Genomic DNA, 20,520 nt, shown 5'->3' with positions numbered 1-20,520 from the left:
TCTGAAAAAGATAAGATCAAAAGGATCGTCAGATTTTACTGCATTTAAAGGAGCAAAATTGATTACACATATCAGCCCGTTAGGGTCTATGGATTTGTTGTCGCAGTTGGAAGTGGACATGCTGAAAAGCACCGCCAGCAGTGATCTCTACCGTCTGTTTCGTAACTGTTCCCTCGCCGTATTAAATTCCGGCAGCCAGACGGATAGCAGCAAAGAGCTGCTATCCCGTTATGAGAACTTCGATATCAACGTGCTGCGCCGTGAGCGTGGCGTCAAACTGGAACTGGTGAACCCACCTGAAGACGCATTTGTCGACGGTTATATTATCCGTTCGCTTCAGGCCAACCTGTTTGCCGTGCTGCGCGATATCCTGTTTGTTAACGGCCAATTTGCCGACGCGGGTCATTACCACAAACTGAATCTGGAAAACTCGGCGCACATTACCGATCTGGTCTTCTCTATCTTACGTAATGCCAGAGCGCTGCATGTTGACGAAGAACCGAATATGGTGGTGTGCTGGGGCGGTCATTCAATCAATGAAATTGAATATCTCTATGCACGTAAAGTGGGCAGTCAACTTGGCTTGCGTGAACTGAACATCTGTACTGGCTGCGGTCCCGGCGCAATGGAAGCGCCGATGAAGGGCGCCGCTGTCGGACATGCTCAACAGCGCTATAAAAACGGGCGTTTTATCGGTATGACGGAGCCGTCCATCATTGCAGCAGAGCCGCCTAATCCGCTGGTTAATGAACTGATCATCATGCCGGATATCGAAAAACGTCTGGAAGGCTTTGTGCGTATCGGGCATGGCATTATTATTTTCCCTGGCGGCGTCGGGACAGCAGAAGAATTCCTGTATCTGCTGGGGATTATGATGAACCCGGAAAACAGTGAGCAGGTGCTGCCGATCATCCTCACAGGTCCGGAAGAAAGCGCCGATTATTTCCGCGTGCTGGATGAGTTTATTATCGGAACTTTGGGGCGTCAGGCGCGCCGTTACTATTCCATCATCATTAATGACGCAGCGGAAGTTGCCCGTCAGATGAAAAAAGCGATGCCATTAGTTAAAGAAAGCCGCCGGCATACTGGTGATGCATATAGTTTTAACTGGTCGTTACGAATTGCGCCGGACTTGCAAATGCCGTTCAACCCCAGCCACGAGAATATGGCAAACCTTGACCTGCACCTCGACCAACCGGCGGAAGAGCTTGCCGCCGCGTTGCGCCGCGCATTCTCCGGTATTGTTGCCGGAAACGTTAAGGAGGTCGGTATTCAAGCCATAGAACAGGAAGGGCCTTATCAGCTCCACGGCGACCCGAGGCTGATGAAAAGTATGGATAAGCTGCTACAGGGTTTCGTTGCGCAGCAACGCATGAAACTACCCGGTAGCGCCTACATTCCTTGCTACGAGATCAGCGTTTAACATCGGCAGGCGGCTATCCGGTGTAAAACCGCCGGATGGCGCCGGATCTGATTAAAACCACGCGGGGAAGCACATGTTCCCCGCACGACATGGATGACATCACCAGGAACCCGCCTATGCCTGTACATTTGCTGATTGTCGATGCGCTTAACTTAATACGTCGGATTCATGCGGTACAAGGCTCTCCCTGTATCACAGCCTGTCAGAATGCACTCAGCCAGTTGCTGCAACACAGCCAACCAAGCCACGCCGTCGCGGTATTTGATGATGAAGATCGAAACGCCGGTTGGCGTCATCAGATTTTACCTGACTACAAAGCCGGGCGCGCTCCGATGCCGGAAAACCTCAGACAGGAACTGCCGCAAATCAAAGCCGCATTTGCCGCAATGGGGGTAGCAAGCTGGCATTCCCCCGGTAACGAAGCTGACGATCTGGCCGCTACCCTTGCCTCCAAAGTTGCGGTATCCGGGCATCAGGCGACGATTGTCTCAACCGACAAAGGCTACTGTCAGCTACTGGCGCCCATGATCCAAATCAGAGATTACTTCCAGAAACGCTGGCTGGATCTGCCTTTTGTACAGCAGGAATTTGGCGTATTACCGCAGCAGCTTCCCGACTACTGGGGACTGGCGGGTATCAGTAGCAGTAAGATTCCGGGCGTCAGTGGTATTGGCCCCAAAAGCGCGGTGCAATTGCTGCAACAAACCGGCAGTCTGGACGAACTTTATCAACAGTTGGAAAATGTGCCGGAAAAATGGCGTACCAAGCTGGCGCAACAACAGGAAATGGCATTCGTCAGCCGCCGGGTGGCAACGCTCAGTAAGGATCTGACGCTGAATGGCAATCTGCAACAGTTAAGATTGCCGCCTCCGTGTTGAAAGCCCCAAATCATAATAGGTTTACCGCTCATCACGCCGGCCTGGGACGGCGCTCCAGAAACGACGAGCATGAACCGTCACTTCTTCACGATCGTGGTACAACTGCCTGGCATGTACTTCTGCATTGATACCTTTTTCCGCCAACCGCTCATTGAGTAGCGCCAGATTTTGCGAAACTTCCTCATAACGCTTTTTCATCGGCAGTTTCAGGTTAAATATCGCTTCGCGGCACCAGCCTTTTACCAGCCAGTCCGCGATCAGGCTGGTTACTTTCGCTGGTTTTTCCACCATGTCGCACACCAGCCAATAAACGTTATTACGCGGTGGCTCAAAACGAAAACCGTCCGCCTGATGATGAATAACCTGCCCGGTATCAATCAGGCTGGGCGCCATCGGGCCGTTATCCACAGCGTGAACCATCATGCTGCGCCGAACCAGTTGGTAAGTCCAACCGCCGGGGCAAGCCCCCAGATCAACGGCATACATACCGCTGCCAAGACGCTCATCCCATTCATCAGCAGGAATGAACACGTGAAAAGCCTCTTCGAGCTTTAACGTTGAACGGCTGGGCGCATCTGCGGGAAACTTCAAACGCGGGATCCCCATATAGAACGGCGAATTGTTGTTACTGTAGGAATAGCCTACGTAACAGCAGCCAGGGGCAATAAACAACACATGCAGTACGGGTCGATCGGCTTTCTCATGGCCCAGCAGGATGTTGTTTTCACGCAAAGCAGCACGTAAAGGGACGGTAAACTTGCGGCAGAACTTCATCAGTTCTTTGCTTTCATTGGTATCAGGGACTTCTACCCGCAGTTCACCGGCCCGCTCAATCGCGCCCGTCAGCATACCAACAATGGGGGTGATGCGATCTTCCGGTGGAAGGTCGCGCAACAGTTCACCGCTGATAAACATCTGACGGGCAAAAATCAGCGTATGAAACGGCAACTCTTTTATCAGTCTATCGGCATCTTCATGCTGGTAGCACTCATAAATCACGTAACCGCTGTTATCCTTTACTCGTACAAAGCCATAGGCGTCATGTTGCGCCGCTTTTTCCGTTATTTCCGCCGCACACTCTTTTTCAAACCCAGGACGACAGTACAAAATAACTTTATTCATGGCGCTCTACCTTTCTTTTCAGACGCAATGCGCCCACTAACATCAACAACCACCCAACCAGAAAACAGAACCCGCCAATCGGCGTGATATAAACCCAGAGCTTCAGATGAGAAAGCGCCAGGCAGTACAAACTACCGCTGAACAACACCGTACCCAATGCCAGCAAAACGCAGCTCCAGTAAAACCACCGGTTAATACGCTGATGCATGGAGACAGACAACGCCAGGACAGCCAGCGTGTGAAAGGCCTGATATTCCAGTCCGGTACGTAACCAGGAAAGCTCGGTCGGCCCCAGCGTTTTGCTTAACATATGGGAACCCAATGCCCCCAGAGCAACAAAAACAAAACCGCTGATGGCAGAAAACACCAGCATAAAACGACTACTCATCGTGATATCCAATTTAATTATTCTGTATGAAACTGAGGCTCACCTCAGCGCGTAATATTATCGTAGCGCACACGAAATTTTTCTTGCTCACTGGCCGCCCGCGCCAGAATCCAATGCCGAAAGGCAGCTATTTTACCTAGTTCTGCCTGACTGTCATGGCATACCAGATAAAAAGCATTTTTACTGATCAAAACATCATTAAACGGACAAACCAGTCTTCCGGCTTCCAGTTCGGTCTGCGCCATGACATTGTTTGCCAGTGCAACGCCCTGCCCGTGGATTGCCGCCTGTAATACCATTGCACTGTGGCTGAAGATAGGCCCTTGCTGTACGTTAATCGCTACGCCAAGCTGACGGGTATAAGCCAGCCAGTCACGGCGCGAGGCATCATGCAACAACGTATGCGCAATCAGGTCATCCGGAGTTTTCAAAGGGTGGTTCCCGGTTAACAACACGGGCGAGCAGACAGGCAATAGATACTCAGCATACAGTTTTTCCACCCGCAGCCCCGGCCAGTTACCGCGACCATAAAAAATGGCGACGTCCACATCGTCCGATAGACGATCTTCGTCGCGATCCACCGCCTGAATGCGCACATCAATCCCCGGATATTCCGAATTAAAGCTCGAAAGCCGCGGAACCAGCCAGTGAATGGCAAAGCTGGGAAGCAAACTGACGGTTAGCGCACCTTTGGCACTGCGGGATTGTAATTTACGGGTAGCTTCATTGAGTGAAGAAAAGATTTCCTTAATATCGAGAAAGTAACTTTGCCCCTCTTCTGTCAGCAGCAGAGAGCGGTTACGTCGACGAAACAATTTCAGCCCGAGGAAATCCTCCAGTGACTTAATCTGATGACTGACCGCCGCCTGCGTGACGAATAATTCGTCTGCTGCTTTGGTAAAGCTCAGGTGGCGGGCTGCCGCATCAAATACACGCAAGGAGTTGAGCGGAGGTAGGCGTTTTGACATGAATGAAATTCTTTCTATGAACGATAGATAACATGTACATCATGTTCATCTATCTATTAGTTTTTATAATCCGAAACATTATATTTTGTCCGTTGAGGATATGCCAGCAAATACCTATATTAGCGCGACTTCCTGGGCCGGAACGAAAAGTGCGGAGGGGTGACCTGAGGTGCTTTTGGCTTGTGGTTGTGATGATGTTGTGTTTGCTATTTATTTGCCTGCCTTTTCAGACGTGGTAGCCGGGCTGCCTTTTTCAGTTCCTGTGCGTTTACCCTGTCTGTCTATAGTGATTTTATCTAGCACCGCGAAAGCGGTGCTTTTTTATCTCACTCGTTTGGAAATAGACGTTCCAGACCACCGTGATTACTTCGCTTCAACCATTTCTTTCACATTAGCACGATTGATCTGCTGGTTCTGACCGTAAGCATCGGTATAGCTGATCATTCCTGTATCATCATCGACTTCAGGCTTACCATCAGCAACGATGGTTCGTCCATCATTTGTATGTATGACATAATTACTGGAGCAGGCTGCCAGAGAAAACACCATAACAATAGCGGCAAAAATAGAGACTTTATTCTTCATCGTTCACTCCCAGTGAATAAAATGCTTTTTAATTAACCATAGACATCAGGAAACTCTGATCCTTAACAGATTAAAGCGTAGCAAAATTTATTCATTTTTCCAGAAAGTTGCATTAAGCATCATCCTAAACTTGTTTCACTCATAAAAATGAGACAGGATCTGACGCCCAAAAGAGGATGCGCATGACACCGTTTAACGCCACAAGTTTCCGCCAGCATTTTCCTGCTCTCATGCAGTCGGGCGTGTACCTTGACAGTGCCGCCACGGCATTAACACCCCAGGCAGTCATTGATGCTGTTCAACAGTTTTACCGCGAGGGAAGCGGCACGGTTCACCGCAGCCAACACCGCAGCGCACAACGGTTGACGCAGTGTTTTGAACATACTCGGGAACAGGTGGCAGCCCTTCTTCATGCGCAAGATCCCCGCACCATTATCTGGACAAAAGGCGCGACGGAAGCCATCAATCTGGTCGCCCAAAGCTACGCCCGACCGCGCCTGCGTCCGGGTGATGAGATTGTGGTCAGTGAGGCGGAACACCACGCTAACCTGATCCCCTGGCTGATCGTGGCGGAACAGACCGGCGCACGCGTGGTGAAACTTCCCATCGGCGCCGATTTCTTACCTGATATTGGGCGGCTTGCCGAGTTGCTGAATGCCAAAACCCGTCTGCTGGCACTGGGGCACATGTCTAACGTCACCGGCGGCATGCCCGATCTGGCAAAAGCCATTCGGCTCGCTCATCAATATGGCGCCGTGGTGATGGTCGATGGCGCTCAGGGCGTGGTACATTGCCCACCCAATGTTCAGGCGCTGGATATCGATTTCTATGCGTTCTCCGCACACAAACTGTATGCCCCTACCGGTCTCGGTGTGCTGTATGGAAAAACAGCGTTGCTGGAAAGTATGGCGCCCTGGCAGGGGGGCGGCAAAATGATGACTCACGTCTCCTTTGACGGGTTCACCCCTCAGGCTATCCCCCATCGGTTTGAGGCGGGTACGCCCCATATCGCGGGCGTACTGGGTTTATCTGCCGCAGTGGACTGGTTATCACGACAGGACTGGCAGACAGCGGAGCAATACAGCCAAAACCTGGCCCGCCAGGCGGAAATGCAGTTGGCGCAATTTGCCGGATTTCGCAGTTTTCGTTGTTCCGGTTCAAGCGTGCTGTCTTTCGAATTTGCCGGTGTTCACCACAACGACCTGGTCACGCTGCTGGCCGAAAGCGGTATTGCGCTGCGGGCCGGGCACCATTGTGCACAGCCATTGATGGCTGCACTCGGCATTAACGGCACGTTACGGGCGTCATTTGCGCCTTTTAATAATGAGCAGGATATTGATTTACTGATTGCAGCCGTTGGCGCGGCGCTTGAATTACTGACAGATTAACCAACTGAATATCATGACGAATATTGCACTCACTACTCATCCGTTCGGCCAGCAGATTAGCGCCGCTGACCTGAAAACACGTTTCGACGCCTGCCGTTCATGGGAAGAGCGCTACCGGCAACTTATTTTATTAGCCAAACAACTCCCTTCCCTGCCGGAAACATTAAAAAGCGCAGAGGTTGCGCTACCCGGTTGCGAAAATCAGGTATGGCTGGGTTATCAACGTCAGGATGATGGCACTCTGCACTTTTATGGCGACAGCGATGGACGTATCGTGCGTGGGTTGCTGGTGGTGTTATTAACCGCAACAGAAGGCAAAACCGCCGACGAGTTGCTGCGGGACGACCCGCTGGCGCTGTTCGATACGCTGGGATTGCGCGCACAACTCAGCGCCTCTCGCGCCAGCGGCCTGGCCGCACTGGCCGCCAGAATACAGGCCATTGCGGCGCAAGCCTCCCGGCAATAGAATCCGCCAGCGCAACGACCTACTGCCGCGCTGCTTTCGCCATCATTTTTTTCAACACGTGAGAAACGGCAACAAAACCGAAGGTTGCCGTTACCATAGTTGCGGCGCCAAAACCGGATGCGCAATCCATACGCTTTACGCCCTCGGCGGTGCTGCGTGACGCGCACACCGAGCCATCAGGCTGCGGATAGACCAGTGGTTCGCTGGAAAACACGCAATCAATCCCTAATTTGCCTTTACTGTTTTTCACTACGTGAAAATCATGCTTCAGCCGTTCGCGCAGTTTGGCCGCCAGCGGATCCTGAATGGTTTTTGCCAAGTCGGCCACCGCAATACGCGTCGGATCAATTTGCCCCCCGGCGCCCCCGGTGGTCACTACCGGAATTTTATAGCGCCGACAGTAAGACAGCAGCGCGGCTTTTGGGCGCACACTATCAATGGCGTCAATGACATAGCTGAAATTATTATCGAGTAACGCCGCGACATTCTCAGCACTGATAAAATCATCCACACAGGTCACGTTGCATTCAGGATTAATCGCCAGAATACGTTCCGCCATCACCTCCGTTTTCGCCTGCCCGGTATGCTGGCGCAGGGCATGGATCTGCCGGTTGGTATTGCTGACGCACACATCATCCATATCAATCAGGGTAATGGCGCCAATGCCGCTCCGGGCCAGCGCTTCTGCGGCCCATGAACCCACGCCGCCAATCCCAATCACACAGACATGGGCCTGAGAAAACAGCGTCAGCGCCTGTCGGCCATATAAACGCGCGGTGCCACCGAAACGCTGAAGATAGGCTTCGGACAATTGCGTACTCATTACCACCAACCTTTTACATGAGGAAAATAAAAACGCCTCAGGATAACCCTAAACCCGCACCACCTCCACCAGACAGCTCATGGCGTTCGGGCCTTGCGTCAGCGGGGACGTTCCAATATCCAGCGTCAGCACGTTGGCGTTGCCTGATTGTTCGACAGGGTGCCACTCTTTGCGCCCAAAACCGGGTTCAAACCAGGCGCCGGTAGACATAATCACCACCCCCGGCGTAACGCCGTCGGTAATCTGAACGCCAGCCAGGATGCGGCCCCGGGCATTTCTGACTTCTACCTGTGAACGATCGCTGATATCCCGCGCCGCCGCATCCTGCGGATGCATATACAGCGTTTCCCGGCCTGCGGTTTTATTGGCCTCGACTTGCGGCGTGGTAGCCAGTTGACTATGCAAGCGATCCGCTGGCTGAATGGAAATAAAGTGCAACGGCCAGGTTTCTGTCGCTGGCGCGCCCAACCATTCAACCGGCGGTCGCCACTCTGGATGCGGCGCAAAATCGGGATAGTCATAACCCGCAATGGTGGCGCTGAACAGCTCGATTTTACCGCTTGGCGTTTGCAGCGCATTCTGCTGCGGGTCACGACGGAAATCTTCAAAGAACACAAACGGCTTATCATCCATCGGGATCTCAACATGGCCTTTATGCCAGAACGCGTCAAATGACGGCCACAATTGCCCCGCATCCTGCTGTCTGGTACGGCACTCATCATAAAGCGTTGCCAGCCATTCCCGCTCACTGCGGTTTTGGGTGAAGACATCCTGATAGCCCAACCGCTCCGCCAGTTCGCTGAAAATATCGAAATCATGGCGTGCCTGATGCTGTGGCGCAATCGCCTGATGCATGGCAAAAATAAAACGATCGCGTGAAGAACCACCGATATCATTTCGCTCCAGCGTGGTGGTGACCGGCAGCACGATATCCGCCATCTGCGCCGCAGGTGTCCAGACAATGTCCTGCACAATCACCGTATCTGGTCGGCTCCACCCTTCCACCAGCCGGTTCAATTGCTGGTGATGATGAAAAGGATTGCCCCCGGCCCAGTGGATCAGATGAATATCAGGAAAGGTATGCGTTTCCCCTTGAAAGGTGTACGGTTGGCCGGGATTCAGCAACATATCGGCAATACGGGCGACCGGGATCGACCGCCCGGCATTGGGGCTGGAGGGGGAAGCCGGCGCTGGCGTGGCAATACGTTCATTGCCGACACTGTTCATGGAGCCATGACCAAACGAGAAACCGCCGCCCGGCAACCCGACCTGCCCCAGCATCGACGACAGGGCAATCATCATCCAGTAAGGCTGTTCGCCCCGGTGCGCCCGCTGAACGGAATAGGCGCAGGTAATAAAGCTGCGCACGCCGATTAGCTGTTGTGCCAAACGCTGGATACGTCCAGCCGGAATACCGGTGATGCCGCTGGCCCACGCGGGGGTTTTTGCTATGCCGTCACTGCGGCCGGTAAGGTAATCCGTCAACTGCTCATAACCGACACAGTAACGTTGCAGGAAAGCCTTGTCGTCCGCGCCCAGACGTTGAATTTCATACCCCAGCGCCAGCATCAGCGCCACATCGGTATTCGGGCGGATAGGGATCCATTCCGCATTAACAAACGCCGGGCAATCGTCACGCATCGGGCTGATATTAATAACCGGAATACCCTTCGCCACTAACTTTTCCAGCGCGGGTTTCAGCGTATGGTGCCCCGCGCCGCCAGATGCCACCTGGGCATTTTTCAGCGCCAGCCCGCCAAAGGCGAGAAAAATATCACAATGCTCGGCAACACTTCGCCACTCCGTCACCTTACCGGTCAGCGGATGAAACGTGCCGATCACATACGGCAGAAAAAACTGCGCCGCTCCCCAGCTATAGTTACCCAACTGATCCACCGCGCCACCACCGGAAAAATAAAAACGGCGTACCTGCGATCGGGCATGATGAAAACGTCCGGCGGAAGACCAGCCATAGGAGCCGGCAAATAGCCCGTCAGCGCCATAACGATCGCGGATACGGCGGTTTTCTTCAGCGACCAAATCGAGCGCGACATCCCAGTCGACCTCAACAAAATCTTCTTTGCCACGCAGAGAACCGTCGCTTTTTTCACGCTTTTGCAGCCAGGAACGACGCACAGAGGGACGACGGATGCGCCGTTTTGAATACACCAGCGGGACAATAGAATCGAGCATGGCGGAAGGTGAAGGATCGTCTTCGAATGGCTCACAACGAATCAATTTTCCATCCTCAACAACGGCGGTAAACGCGCCCCAGTGAGCAAGGTGTGGATAACGCTTAATCGACATGACGACCTCATGGTAAGTAGTTAGCGGACTATATAATAGCGTGAATCAACGCCCTGCCCAATCGCCGGAACCAACAATGATTATGCGTAATTCGACATTGTTTATACGGATTTAAACGTTTGTTTAAAACAATCGTTAGGATAATGTTTGGTCGGAAAAGAAAAAGGGAAACACCTTTTATTAACCAAACTTGAAACCAGGAAACCCGGATGAAAAGCGCGACACCCGAAAAAAGCCAGCATAATGTAAATTCGTTATCCATCCGATGTTGAATTAATCCTTCATGTGCATTTTTTATTTTCTCTTTTCACATAGAGAAATGAGTTCGTTCGCAAAAATTTTGTTATGCAAAAAATAAAAACGGAGAAGCCAATTCTCCGAATAGGGATGGAAAACATGAAAAAACAGGCGCTTTTATTGGTATTGGCCTTTTCACTATTCAGCTTACACAGTCAGGCGGCGGAACCCAGCCCGAAACAGGGGGGCACCCTCAATTTCCTGGTAGAGCCGGAACCTCCGGTACTGACTACCCTTGTCAACACAGCCGGCCCTATTCTGAAGGTCAATTCAAAAGTGATTGAAGGGTTACTTAATTATGATTTCAACCTTAATCCCGTTCCGGCATTGGCTACCCGTTGGTCAGTCAGCCCGGACGGAAAACAATATACCTTTCATCTGCGCAAAGGCGTGAAATGGCATGACGGACAGGATTTCACCTCTGCGGATGTCGCATTTTCAATACTGGCCGTCAAACAATATAATTCACGTGGGCAGGGTACGTTTGCCAGCGTCACCGACGTGAAAACCCCTGATCCCTATACCGCAATTATTGAACTATCGCAGCCCGCCCCCTATTTATTGAGCGCTTTTTCCGCGAATGAAGCGCCCATTGTTCCAAAACATTTGTATGAAGGAACCGATATTCGCAGCAACCCGCATAATACCGCGCCTGTCGGTACAGGCCCCTATGTCTTTAAGGAATGGGTTCGCGGCAGCCATATTATTTATGAGCGCAACCCTGAGTATTGGGATAAACCCAAACCTTATATCGATAAACTGGTGGTGAAATTTATTCCTGATGCCGCAACGCGTACCATTGCTTTTGAAACCGGCGCACTTGATCTCGGCAGTGAATCACCGGTGCCATTAAGTGAAATTGAACGCATTCAGAAAAACAGCAAATTGGCAATTGAAACGGGCGGCTATGGTTATGGGCCAACACAAACCCGTATCGAATTCAATCTGGATAATGTTTACCTGAAAAACCTGAAAGTTCGTCAGGCGATTGCCCACAGCATTAACCGTGAGGTACTGAAAAACGTGGTGTGGTACGGCTATGCAGTGAACTCTCCCACCCCGATTACGCCAGAGCTGGCGCAGTTTCATGACAGCACGCCCTCCCCTTATGGTTTTGATATCGCCAAAGCGAATGCCTTACTGGATGAGGCGGGTTTTGCACGTCAGGCAAACGGTATCCGTTTCAAACTGACGCATGACTACCTGCCTTATGGCGATGGCTTTAAACGCGTGGCTGAATACGTTAAATCCGCACTGGCCAAAGTCGGCATTGATGTCACTATCCGTTCGCAGGATTTCGCTACCTATATCAAGCGCGTTTACACCGAGCGCGATTTTGATTTTACCAACCACTCTATTTCCAACCTGTTCGATCCCGCGGTAGGCGTTCAACGTCTGTACTGGTCAAAAGCCTTTAAACCCGGCGTACCTTTCGGCAACGGCTCGCACTACGCCAACCCGGAAGTAGATCGCCTGCTGGAACAAGCCTCGCTGGAGACCGATCCTGCCAAACGCGCCGAGTTGTACAAACAGTTCCAACGCATTGTGGAAGTTGAACTACCGGACCTTAACCTGCTCCAGATTAAACGTCTGACCATCTACAACAAGCGGGTACACAATCACCTGACCGATATTCAGGGCGTGAACGGCAGCCTGTCTGACCTGTGGCTGGATCAGTAATTCGGCTCTCCCCTGCGTAAGCAGGGGAACCTCTACTCATAAGGTCTGTGATGAATACATTGGAACGAATCGGACGCGTATTGCGACGAACCCTGCTTCACGCGCTGCCAACGGCGATAGGTATCATCGTGCTGGTGTTCTTCCTGCTGCAACTGGTGCCGGGCGATGCGGTTGACGTACTGGCCGGCGAATCAGGCAGTGCGACTGAGGCAACCCTGGCCCACATGCGCACCCAGTTCGGTCTCGATCAGCCCGTTCTGCAACAGCTTTATCATTATCTGACTAATCTGGCGCAGTTCAGCCTTGGCTTCTCGCCACGTTACAACGCACCGGTCATGGAGCTGATTATGTCCCGTCTGCCCGGTACGCTATTCCTGATGCTGCTGTCGCAGGTGGTGGCGATTATTGCCGGTATTCTGCTGGGCGCCGCTATGGCGGCGTGGGCCGGGAAATGGCCCGATCGGCTCCTCTCATTATTTGCTCTGCTGCTTTACTCCACGCCTGGGTTCTGGATTGGCCTGATGGCGCTGATCCTGTTTTCCGTTCACCTCGACTGGTTGCCAAGCGGGGGGAACGTGACTATTGGCGCCAACCTGACCGGCTGGGCGCATTTCAAAGATATGCTGCAACATGCTGTACTGCCGGTGCTGGCGCTCAGTAGTTTTTTTATTGCCATTTATGCACGCCTGACCCGCGCAGCCATGCTGGAAATCGCCCAACAGGATTTTGTGCGTACCGCTCATGCGAAAGGGCTGGCGCCGTTGGCGGTGACCGTTCGTCATATTTTACGCTGCGCCCTGTTACCCATCACTACCGTGGCCGGGATGCATTTCGGCAACCTGTTGGGGGGCGCCGCCGTGGTTGAAACCGTATTCAGTTGGCCGGGGCTGGGCCGTCTGGCGCTGGAGGCGGTGATGGCGCGTGATTTCAACGTACTGCTTGGCGTGCTGCTGCTTTCGGCTTTTCTGGTCATCCTGGCGAACGTGCTGGTGGATTTACTGCAATCCTGGCTCGACCCGCGTATTAAGGCTCGCTGATATGAATAACATTATCCCTGATAACATCGTCCCTGATGGAGGAAAGCCGGTGGCCGCTGGCTCATTGAAACCCTCTTCTCGCCTGTCGCCGGAAATCCGGGCGTTTATCCGCAATCCAGCCGGTATGGCGGGTTTACTGTTATTGATAACCGTTTTTCTGATGGCGGCCAGCGCGCCGTTCATCTATCCCGGCGATCCGTTGGACATGGTAGCGCAGCCCTTTTTGTGGCCGGGGGAAGACACCCGGTTTCCATTGGGGACTGATTCGCTGGGGCGGGATGTCGCCGCCGGTATTGTGCATGGCTCACAGGTATCACTACAGATTGGTTTTTCGGCGGTCATCGTCAGTCTGGTGATTGGCACGCTGGTCGGCGCCCTTGCCGGTTATTTTGGCGGTCGGGTGGATGATGTACTGGTTCACATTACCGAACTGTTCCAGACATTCCCTACCTTTCTGCTGGTGGTGGTGCTGGTGGCGATAGGAAACCCTTCTGTCGGCCTGATTTCGCTGGCTATCGGCATCGCAGCATGGCCGACGATTGCCCGTCTGGTTCGTGCCGAATTCCGTTCACTGCGTGAAAGCGATTTTGTACTGGCGGCACGCAGTCAGGGATTTTCCAGCCTGCGCATTATCCTACAGGAAATGTTACCCAATGCCCTGCCGTCCATCATTGTCACCACATCGGTGATGGTGGCCTCGGCTATTCTGATTGAATCCGCCTTATCATTTCTTGGTTTTGGCGATCCGAATCGGGTGAGTTGGGGCAGTATGATCGGCGCTGGCCGCGAGTCATTGCGTTCCGCATGGTTTCTGACCGCGCTGCCCGGCACCGCACTGGTTTTGACCGTTTTGTCTTTGAATCTGGTTGGTGATGCCCTGAACGATGCATTAAATCCGCGTTTGCGGGGGAGAGGCGCATGAAGCCACTGGTGGATATTCAAGACTTATGCGTTAACTTTCCCGGTCATCAGGCCGTGCGCGGGCTGAATCTGACCATTAATGCGGGCGAAACGCTGGCGCTGGTGGGGGAATCCGGCTGTGGGAAATCAGCGACCGCGCTGTCATTAATGCGCCTGGTTGCCGAACCTGGCAAGGTCAGCGGGCGCATTATGCTCGACGGACAAGATCTGCTCACGCTGCCGGAGCGCAACATGCGCCAGTTGCGGGGAAGTACGCTGTCAATGATTTTTCAGGAACCGATGACCTCGCTCAACCCGGTGTTGTCCATCGGCCAGCAGATTAGCGAAACGCTGCAGCTACACGAAAATCTGACCACCGCCGCTGCACGAGCCAAAACCATCGAGTTGCTGGATTTGGTAAAAATTCCCGAGCCTGCCCGCCGCGTGGACGATTACTCGCACAACCTGTCTGGCGGACAGCGCCAGCGCGTGATGATCGCTATGGCGGTGGCATGCCAGCCCCGTTTGCTGATCGCCGATGAACCGACCACCGCGCTGGACGTCACCATTCAGGCGCAGATCCTCGAACTGCTCGACAGACTGCGGCATGAATTGTCGATGAGCCTGCTGCTGATTACCCACGATCTCGGTCTGGTGGCGCAGTGGGCCGATCGTGTTGCCGTAATGCACGCCGGACAAAAAGTAGAGGAAGCGCAAACCTCGTTGCTATTTCAGGCCCCCACCCACAATTATACCCGTGGGCTGCTGGCGACCTCGCTGCATATGGATCAGGACGTACACTACCGCACCAGCCGTCTGGCGGAAATCCATCATTATCAGCAAGCGGAAGAGGCCCGGTTTACGCTGGTGACGCCGCCGCCGTTGACTCACCGTCCCCGGATAGCAGACCAGCCGCCGCTGCTGTCTTTAAAAAATATCCACACGAAATACCAGACGGCGCAGGGCGCGGTAACGGCCGTCAATGACGTTTCGCTGGATATTCTGCCGGGGGAAACCCTCGGGCTGGTGGGCGAATCCGGCTGTGGAAAATCAACCCTGTCAAAAACCATTCTGCGCCTGTTGCCCCCCTCACAGGGGCAGATCGTTTTTGATGGTCAGGACATCACCGCACTCAAGGAATCACGGCTGAAAACCCTGCGTCAGCGGGTGCAGATGATCTTTCAGGACCCCTACGCCTCGCTGAATCCACGCCATAGCATTCAACATATTCTGGAAACCCCGTTGATTGTGCATGGCATCGGCGATCGTGCTCAACGGCAGCAGTCGATCCGCAACATTATTGACCGTGTCGGGTTGCCGACTGGCAGCCTGAGCCGCTATCCCCATGAGTTCTCCGGCGGACAGCGCCAACGTATTGGCATCGCCCGTGCGCTGGTTGTGCGCCCTTCACTGGTGATTTGCGACGAACCGGTTTCAGCTCTCGATGTCTCTATTCAGGCACAAATCCTCAATCTTCTGGTTGAGCTGAAAAATGAAATGGGGCTTTCGCTGCTGTTTATCTCCCACGATCTCGCCGTCGTGCGCTACATCGCCGACCGGGTGATGGTGATGCAAAATGGGCGTTGTGTAGAAAGCGGCGATCATTACAGTATCTGGCACCAGCCACAGCATCCTTACACCCGCAAGCTGATTGATGCGGTGCCGGGAGGGCAGCGCGAAACCGTTCTCCGCCGACGGCAGACTACCCATAACGCCGTTCTGACGGTGAACAAACAGATAATTCAAGAGGTTTAGCCGTATGGATCTTGGTATTCAGGGGAAAAAAGCGCTGGTATGGGGCGCGAACCGCGGACTGGGCAAAGCCGCCGCGTTGCAACTGGCGCGGGAAGGTGTCGAGGTCACGCTGCTTGCCCGCACAGGGGCCGTCTTACAGGAGGCACAGCAGGATATTTATCAGCAAACCGGCAACCGCCCTGCCGCCGTTATCGCCGATATCACCACGCAAGCCGGGCGCGACGCGGCATTGGAAGCCTGCCCCCAGCCCGATATTTTAATTAATAACGCCAGCGGGCCAACGCCGGGGGATTTCCGTCAGTGGCAGCGAGAACACTGGCTGGCGGCGCTCGATAGCATGATGCTGGGGCCGATTGAAATGATTCGCCTGACCGTCGACGGCATGAGCGAGCGCGGCTTTGGCCGTATCGTCAATATCACCTCCCGCAGCGTAAAGATCCCCCAGCTCGAACTGGGGTTGTCCAATAGCGCACGCGCTGGGTTGACCGGGTTTGTTGCCGGTTTATCCCGCACCGTCATCGATCGAAATGTGACGATTAATAATATTCTGCCGGGTATTTTCGACACAGAGGGGCAGTGGCAACACATCCGGTCACTGTCTGAGCAAACAGGGCGTGACTTCACCGCCATCCAGCAGGAACGGGCGGAAGCTAACCCGGCAAAACGCTATGGCAGACCGGAAGAATTCGGCGCCGCCTGCGCCTTCTTATGCTCCCGGCAGGCGGGCTATATCACCGGTCAGAATCTGCTTATTGATGGCGGCAGCTATCCGGGCACGTTTTAAGCATATCCGTAATCACGCCGTTATTCGCACAATGAAAAGGACAAGTCATGGTGACAACACTTAAAGATCAGATAGTTAAAAATAACGACAGTAAGAATAAAGCGCTAAAAGACAAAGAAGCGGATATCAAGCAGCGGATCTTGAATGAGGCGATCACCATTTTTGCCTATAAAGGCAGCGAACTGACCACGATTCGGGAAATTACCGAAGCGACAAACGCCAATCTGGCCTCAGTGAATTATTACTTTGGTTCCAAAGACGGATTATTGCGGGCGGTTATTGACGCCGTATTAGGCCCGCTGAATGAAGAGCGAACCCGTTTGCTGGATGAGGTTGAACATCGTTGTCAAGGCCATGTTCCACCGCTTTCAGCACTGCTGGACGCACTATTGCGGCCCCTGGTGAAAACCGCCCGTACCCCGGATGGCGGACGTATCGTGGTGCGGTTGTTGCAACATTTACGCGCCACGCCGGGGTTGGAAGTCACCACCTTGCTTGCCGCTCAATTTGATCAGGTGGCCCATCGTTTCATTGATGCCTTTTCCCGTTCGCTGCCTGAACTGCCGCGGACAGAAATCATCTGGCGTTACGAGTTCGCCCGCGGCGCCGCCATGCACGTTCTGACCGATGCCGATCCGCGATCCGGAAGGCTGGCGTTATTGTCGCAAGGACTGTGCGACAACAGTGACGATGACCGGGTTCTGGAACATTTATTGCATTTTGTTGAGGCGGGCTTTACCGCAGCGCCGCTTCAATCCTGATTTTTATTTACCCCAGACCGACAGGAAGAAACATGAGCAGAGAAAAAATTGAAGGGTCGTTTGTCGCACTCATTACGCCATTCAATGAAGACGGCAACGTAGACTTCGGCGCATTTGAAGCCTTATTAAAATTTCAGCAAGAGCATGGCACGACCGCCGTATTAATCATGGGCTCCACCGGTGAGGTTTCCATGCTTTCCGCAGAAGAGAGAAAAGAGATTATCCGGCGTACCGCCCAATACCGCAGTAACAAGATGAAGCTGTTTTACGGCTGCACCGGTAATAATACGGATACCACCATTGACTATGTTCGCTACGCCCGCGATAACGGCGCAGACGGGGCCATTATTGCCGCACCGGCCTATATTTGCGCCAGCGAAAACGACATCGAACACTATTTTCTGGAAATTGCCGACGCGACCGATCTGCCACTAGGGATTTATAATAATCCGCCCAGAGTTAAAACCGACCTGCACTGGACATCGCTGCTGCGTATTTTCAAACACCCGAATTACGTTATTCATAAAGAATCCACCACCCGTGTCGGACAGGTCGCCCAGGTGCTGGCGGGTAATCCAGAGGTTTCCGTTATGTGCTGCGATTCACCAAACCTCGGCCTGGTCGTCCCGACCATGTCGCTGGGCGGGCATGGTACGGCTAATATGACCGGGAACATTGCCCCGGCGGAACTGGCGGAGATTTCACGACCGTGGAAAAACGGCGAAGATGCTGAACGTTTTCGTGTTGCCTATCAGCACCTGCTGCCGTTGCTGCACTACACCTATTCGGCAATTAACCCGGTTGCCGTGAAATCGCTGATGAAGGCCGTCGGTTTGCCTGCAGGCAGCCTGCGCCGACCATTACGGGACTTGCAAGGTGACGCTTTACAAACCGGCGTGCGTATCGTCAATGACCTGGGATTAAGCCGCAAATACGGTTTTCAGGTGTAAGTTAACCACCCGTGACGTGATTTTTTAACGGCAGTCGCTGTTCTGGCTGCCGTTGATATGGCGTGCAGGGGAATATTAATTCTGTGGATTACTGACCAACAGCGATCCTGAACTGCGGGTATTCATTGATGGGCTGCTTTGAGCTGCGCTAAACAAGGTTCCCTCACTTTGCACATTTTTCAACACCCATACCCGGCCATAGTGGTTATAGAACCCCGCCGCATGACCGGCTTCATGACCAATGCCTTGATAAATATCGAAGTGGTGGCCTTTAATCGCACCGCCCACATCCAGCGCCACCATCAGGCGCATTTCGTATTTACCGGTGAACTTTCCTGCATTATCCAATAAAGGCACCTCGGCCAACAGCGCCGTTCCGGCGGGGATCAGCGAACGGTCGGAAGCGACAGACGCTTTAGCCACCAGCGGCACGGCGCTCGCCCCTTTTACCGGGGAAGACATCATCGGTTTAAAGAACACAAAGGACGGATTCTGTTCCAGCAGCTCACGGACTTCATATTCGGTGTGCTGCTCGGCCCATTTACGGATAGCCTGCATCGACATATCTTCACGCGCCACTTCACCACGGTCGATCAACACCTTGCCGATACTGCGATAGGCATGACCATTTTTACCGGCATAACCGAAGAAGGTGAGCGGGCGGCCATCGCCAAAATCAATATAGGCGCTGCCCTGCACTTCCATCATAAAGTTGTCCACCAGTGAATTGGACCAGGCCAGGACAAGACGCTCATCTAAAGCGCCAGAATAAATGGAGGCCCGATCCGGCAGTCGGCGGTTTTTCTTGCCCCGGGGAGGCATGGCATAAAGCGGATAGCGGAACTCGCCCTGACGGGTATAACGGGCTTGCAGCACCGGGGTGTAATAACCGGTAAATTGAACATTGCCAAAGTTGTCCACCCCCTCCATCTGCCAGGCGCTCAGGCCAAACTTGCTCAGTTCGCGGGTATCGGCACCCGACATCATCCAGCTTTCTATCGCCTGAAAGGTGTTGGTGTTGCGGCTATACAGGCCCGGTGATGCCGCCCTGATTTCAGATACCTGCGTGACAAAGTCTCTGGCGTTAACGGGTTTGCCGGTTGCATTCGGTTCATTCACCAGTTCCAGAGGCTGATTGAGGTGCCCATCCTTATATTGCTGTCCACGATCGGTGGGTTTGGACTGGCACCCCGCAAGAATGGCAATCACCACGCCGGTCAGCAGATATTTTCCCCAACATCCTCTCATCTTCTTTGCGCTCTCTTTTGACATCGACAGATTCACTGCCGAACGATAACAAACACCTATATAGAAAGAAACGACACCCGATAAAAAACGGACGGAGCGAGTCATAAAACGCCGCACGCGTTTTTTAACGTCGCACAGCGACGGCCCGTAAGGTGACGAGCAGGATGCTCACCATAAACCACTATTATGTTTAAAAAACATCCCATTGGGTGGTAAATTCAGCAACCACACAGGCTACCCCCTATTTTTTGCAGAAATAGGTTGCATAGAAACTCATGCAGAGTATAGTGCGCTTCCACGGACGCGGGGTGGAGCAGCCTGGTAGCTCGTCGGGCTCATAACCCGAAGGTCGTCGGTTCAAATCCGGCCCCCGCAACCAATTGATGTGAGTAGTCCATCAAAAGAAGTATGATACCAAAACGGACGCGGGGTGGAGCAGCCTGGTAGCTCGTCGGGCTCATAACCCGAAGGTCGTCGGTTCAAATCCGGCCCCCGCAACCAATTTCAATATAAATCGCTGCAAATACCAATGTAGCTAATAAGTCAGGCCGCCATTTGGCGGCTTTTTTGCATTCAGTCCGGCGTCTCCGAGCAACCTACCTCCAGCGGCCTGATCCGGGCACTCTGGCTGGCTTGCCGAAACACCCCCCCATGACCAGCGTTCCCATTACGGTACGCATGATCATCTCCGTCAACACCACGAAATACCCAAGATACCACCGCCCAGATCGGCTCGGACTCTTCCTGTGTCTGCGCCAGG

18 protein-coding genes and 2 tRNA genes are annotated in these 20,520 nt (G+C 53.3%); 13 read left to right on the top strand and 7 right to left on the bottom strand.

Annotated features, from left to right (window positions below):
- Positions 1–58: 58 nt before the first annotated feature.
- Positions 59–1,423 (top strand): nucleotide 5'-monophosphate nucleosidase PpnN, encoded by a 1,365-nt coding sequence (ppnN, locus tag BIY29_RS06630; protein ID WP_121574363.1) that lies wholly within the window; start codon positions 59–61, stop codon positions 1,421–1,423.
- A gap of 116 nt (positions 1,424–1,539) precedes the next feature.
- A complete protein-coding gene (xni, locus tag BIY29_RS06625; protein WP_121574399.1) occupies positions 1,540–2,301 on the top strand; it encodes a flap endonuclease Xni in 762 nt (253 codons plus the stop codon).
- A 21-nt stretch (positions 2,302–2,322) separates the two neighbouring features.
- On the opposite strand, the gene rlmM is transcribed toward xni, so the two are convergent.
- From rlmM to BIY29_RS06605, 4 genes are all read right to left on the bottom strand, one after another.
- On the bottom strand, positions 2,323–3,423 hold the full coding sequence (rlmM, locus tag BIY29_RS06620; RefSeq protein WP_121574362.1) for a 23S rRNA (cytidine(2498)-2'-O)-methyltransferase RlmM: 1,101 nt from the start codon (positions 3,421–3,423) through the stop codon (positions 2,323–2,325).
- Positions 3,416–3,811 carry a DUF423 domain-containing protein gene (locus BIY29_RS06615; RefSeq protein ID WP_121574361.1) on the bottom strand — a complete coding sequence of 132 codons (396 nt, stop codon included), beginning with the start codon at positions 3,809–3,811 and terminating at the stop codon, positions 3,416–3,418. The genes rlmM and BIY29_RS06615 overlap by 8 nt, the downstream gene beginning before the upstream one ends.
- A gap of 44 nt (positions 3,812–3,855) precedes the next feature.
- A complete protein-coding gene (locus tag BIY29_RS06610) occupies positions 3,856–4,779 on the bottom strand; it encodes a transcriptional regulator GcvA (RefSeq protein WP_121574360.1) in 924 nt (307 codons plus the stop codon).
- 363 nt (positions 4,780–5,142) lie between these two features.
- Positions 5,143–5,364: a YgdI/YgdR family lipoprotein gene (locus BIY29_RS06605; RefSeq protein ID WP_121574359.1), complete on the bottom strand. Its 222-nt coding sequence runs from the start codon at positions 5,362–5,364 to the stop codon at positions 5,143–5,145.
- A 182-nt stretch (positions 5,365–5,546) separates the two neighbouring features.
- Between BIY29_RS06605 and csdA the strand changes: the two genes are divergently transcribed.
- On the top strand, positions 5,547–6,752 hold the full coding sequence (gene csdA / locus BIY29_RS06600; RefSeq protein WP_121574358.1) for a cysteine desulfurase CsdA: 1,206 nt from the start codon (positions 5,547–5,549) through the stop codon (positions 6,750–6,752).
- Between the two features lie 13 nt (positions 6,753–6,765).
- Entirely contained in the window at positions 6,766–7,218 is a 453-nt protein-coding gene (csdE, locus tag BIY29_RS06595) for a cysteine desulfurase sulfur acceptor subunit CsdE (RefSeq protein ID WP_121574357.1), read from the top strand.
- Between the two features lie 19 nt (positions 7,219–7,237).
- Here csdE and tcdA read toward each other — a convergent pair whose 3' ends face one another.
- Entirely contained in the window at positions 7,238–8,041 is an 804-nt protein-coding gene (gene tcdA, locus BIY29_RS06590) for a tRNA cyclic N6-threonylcarbamoyladenosine(37) synthase TcdA (protein WP_121574356.1), read from the bottom strand.
- Positions 8,042–8,089: 48 nt separating this feature from the next.
- Entirely contained in the window at positions 8,090–10,348 is a 2,259-nt protein-coding gene (locus tag BIY29_RS06585) for a molybdopterin guanine dinucleotide-containing S/N-oxide reductase (RefSeq protein WP_121574355.1), read from the bottom strand.
- Positions 10,349–10,744: 396 nt separating this feature from the next.
- Between BIY29_RS06585 and BIY29_RS06580 the strand changes: the two genes are divergently transcribed.
- The 7 genes from BIY29_RS06580 to BIY29_RS06550 are packed head-to-tail and all read left to right on the top strand — an operon-like array spanning position 10,745 to position 18,512.
- Complete coding sequence (locus BIY29_RS06580; RefSeq protein ID WP_121574398.1) at positions 10,745–12,325, top strand: ABC transporter substrate-binding protein; 1,581 nt, start codon at positions 10,745–10,747, stop codon at positions 12,323–12,325.
- A gap of 50 nt (positions 12,326–12,375) precedes the next feature.
- A complete protein-coding gene (locus BIY29_RS06575) occupies positions 12,376–13,362 on the top strand; it encodes an ABC transporter permease (protein ID WP_121574354.1) in 987 nt (328 codons plus the stop codon).
- 1 nt (position 13,363) lies between these two features.
- A complete protein-coding gene (locus BIY29_RS06570; RefSeq protein WP_121574353.1) occupies positions 13,364–14,284 on the top strand; it encodes an ABC transporter permease in 921 nt (306 codons plus the stop codon).
- Entirely contained in the window at positions 14,281–16,017 is a 1,737-nt protein-coding gene (locus BIY29_RS06565) for an ABC transporter ATP-binding protein (protein ID WP_121574352.1), read from the top strand. The genes BIY29_RS06570 and BIY29_RS06565 overlap by 4 nt, the downstream gene beginning before the upstream one ends.
- Before the next feature lie 4 nt (positions 16,018–16,021).
- Positions 16,022–16,801: an SDR family oxidoreductase gene (locus tag BIY29_RS06560; protein ID WP_121574351.1), complete on the top strand. Its 780-nt coding sequence runs from the start codon at positions 16,022–16,024 to the stop codon at positions 16,799–16,801.
- A gap of 47 nt (positions 16,802–16,848) precedes the next feature.
- A complete protein-coding gene (locus tag BIY29_RS06555; RefSeq protein ID WP_121574350.1) occupies positions 16,849–17,562 on the top strand; it encodes a TetR/AcrR family transcriptional regulator in 714 nt (237 codons plus the stop codon).
- 32 nt (positions 17,563–17,594) lie between these two features.
- Positions 17,595–18,512 carry a 4-hydroxy-tetrahydrodipicolinate synthase family protein gene (locus BIY29_RS06550; protein ID WP_121574349.1) on the top strand — a complete coding sequence of 306 codons (918 nt, stop codon included), beginning with the start codon at positions 17,595–17,597 and terminating at the stop codon, positions 18,510–18,512.
- Between the two features lie 75 nt (positions 18,513–18,587).
- Here BIY29_RS06550 and mltA read toward each other — a convergent pair whose 3' ends face one another.
- A complete protein-coding gene (mltA, locus tag BIY29_RS06545; RefSeq protein WP_121574348.1) occupies positions 18,588–19,760 on the bottom strand; it encodes a murein transglycosylase A in 1,173 nt (390 codons plus the stop codon).
- 302 nt (positions 19,761–20,062) lie between these two features.
- On the opposite strand from mltA, the gene BIY29_RS06540 reads away from it, so the two are divergent.
- A tRNA-Met gene (locus tag BIY29_RS06540) sits at positions 20,063–20,139 on the top strand.
- 45 nt (positions 20,140–20,184) lie between these two features.
- Positions 20,185–20,261 (top strand) — tRNA-Met (locus BIY29_RS06535).
- Positions 20,262–20,520 lie beyond the last annotated feature (259 nt).

Origin of the sequence: Brenneria alni, assembly GCF_003666245.1 — a bacterium.
Classification (GTDB): Bacteria; Pseudomonadota; Gammaproteobacteria; order Enterobacterales; family Enterobacteriaceae; genus Brenneria; species Brenneria alni.
The sequence above is the reverse complement of the archived record's forward strand: the minus strand, read 5'-3'. Positions and strand labels throughout refer to the sequence as shown.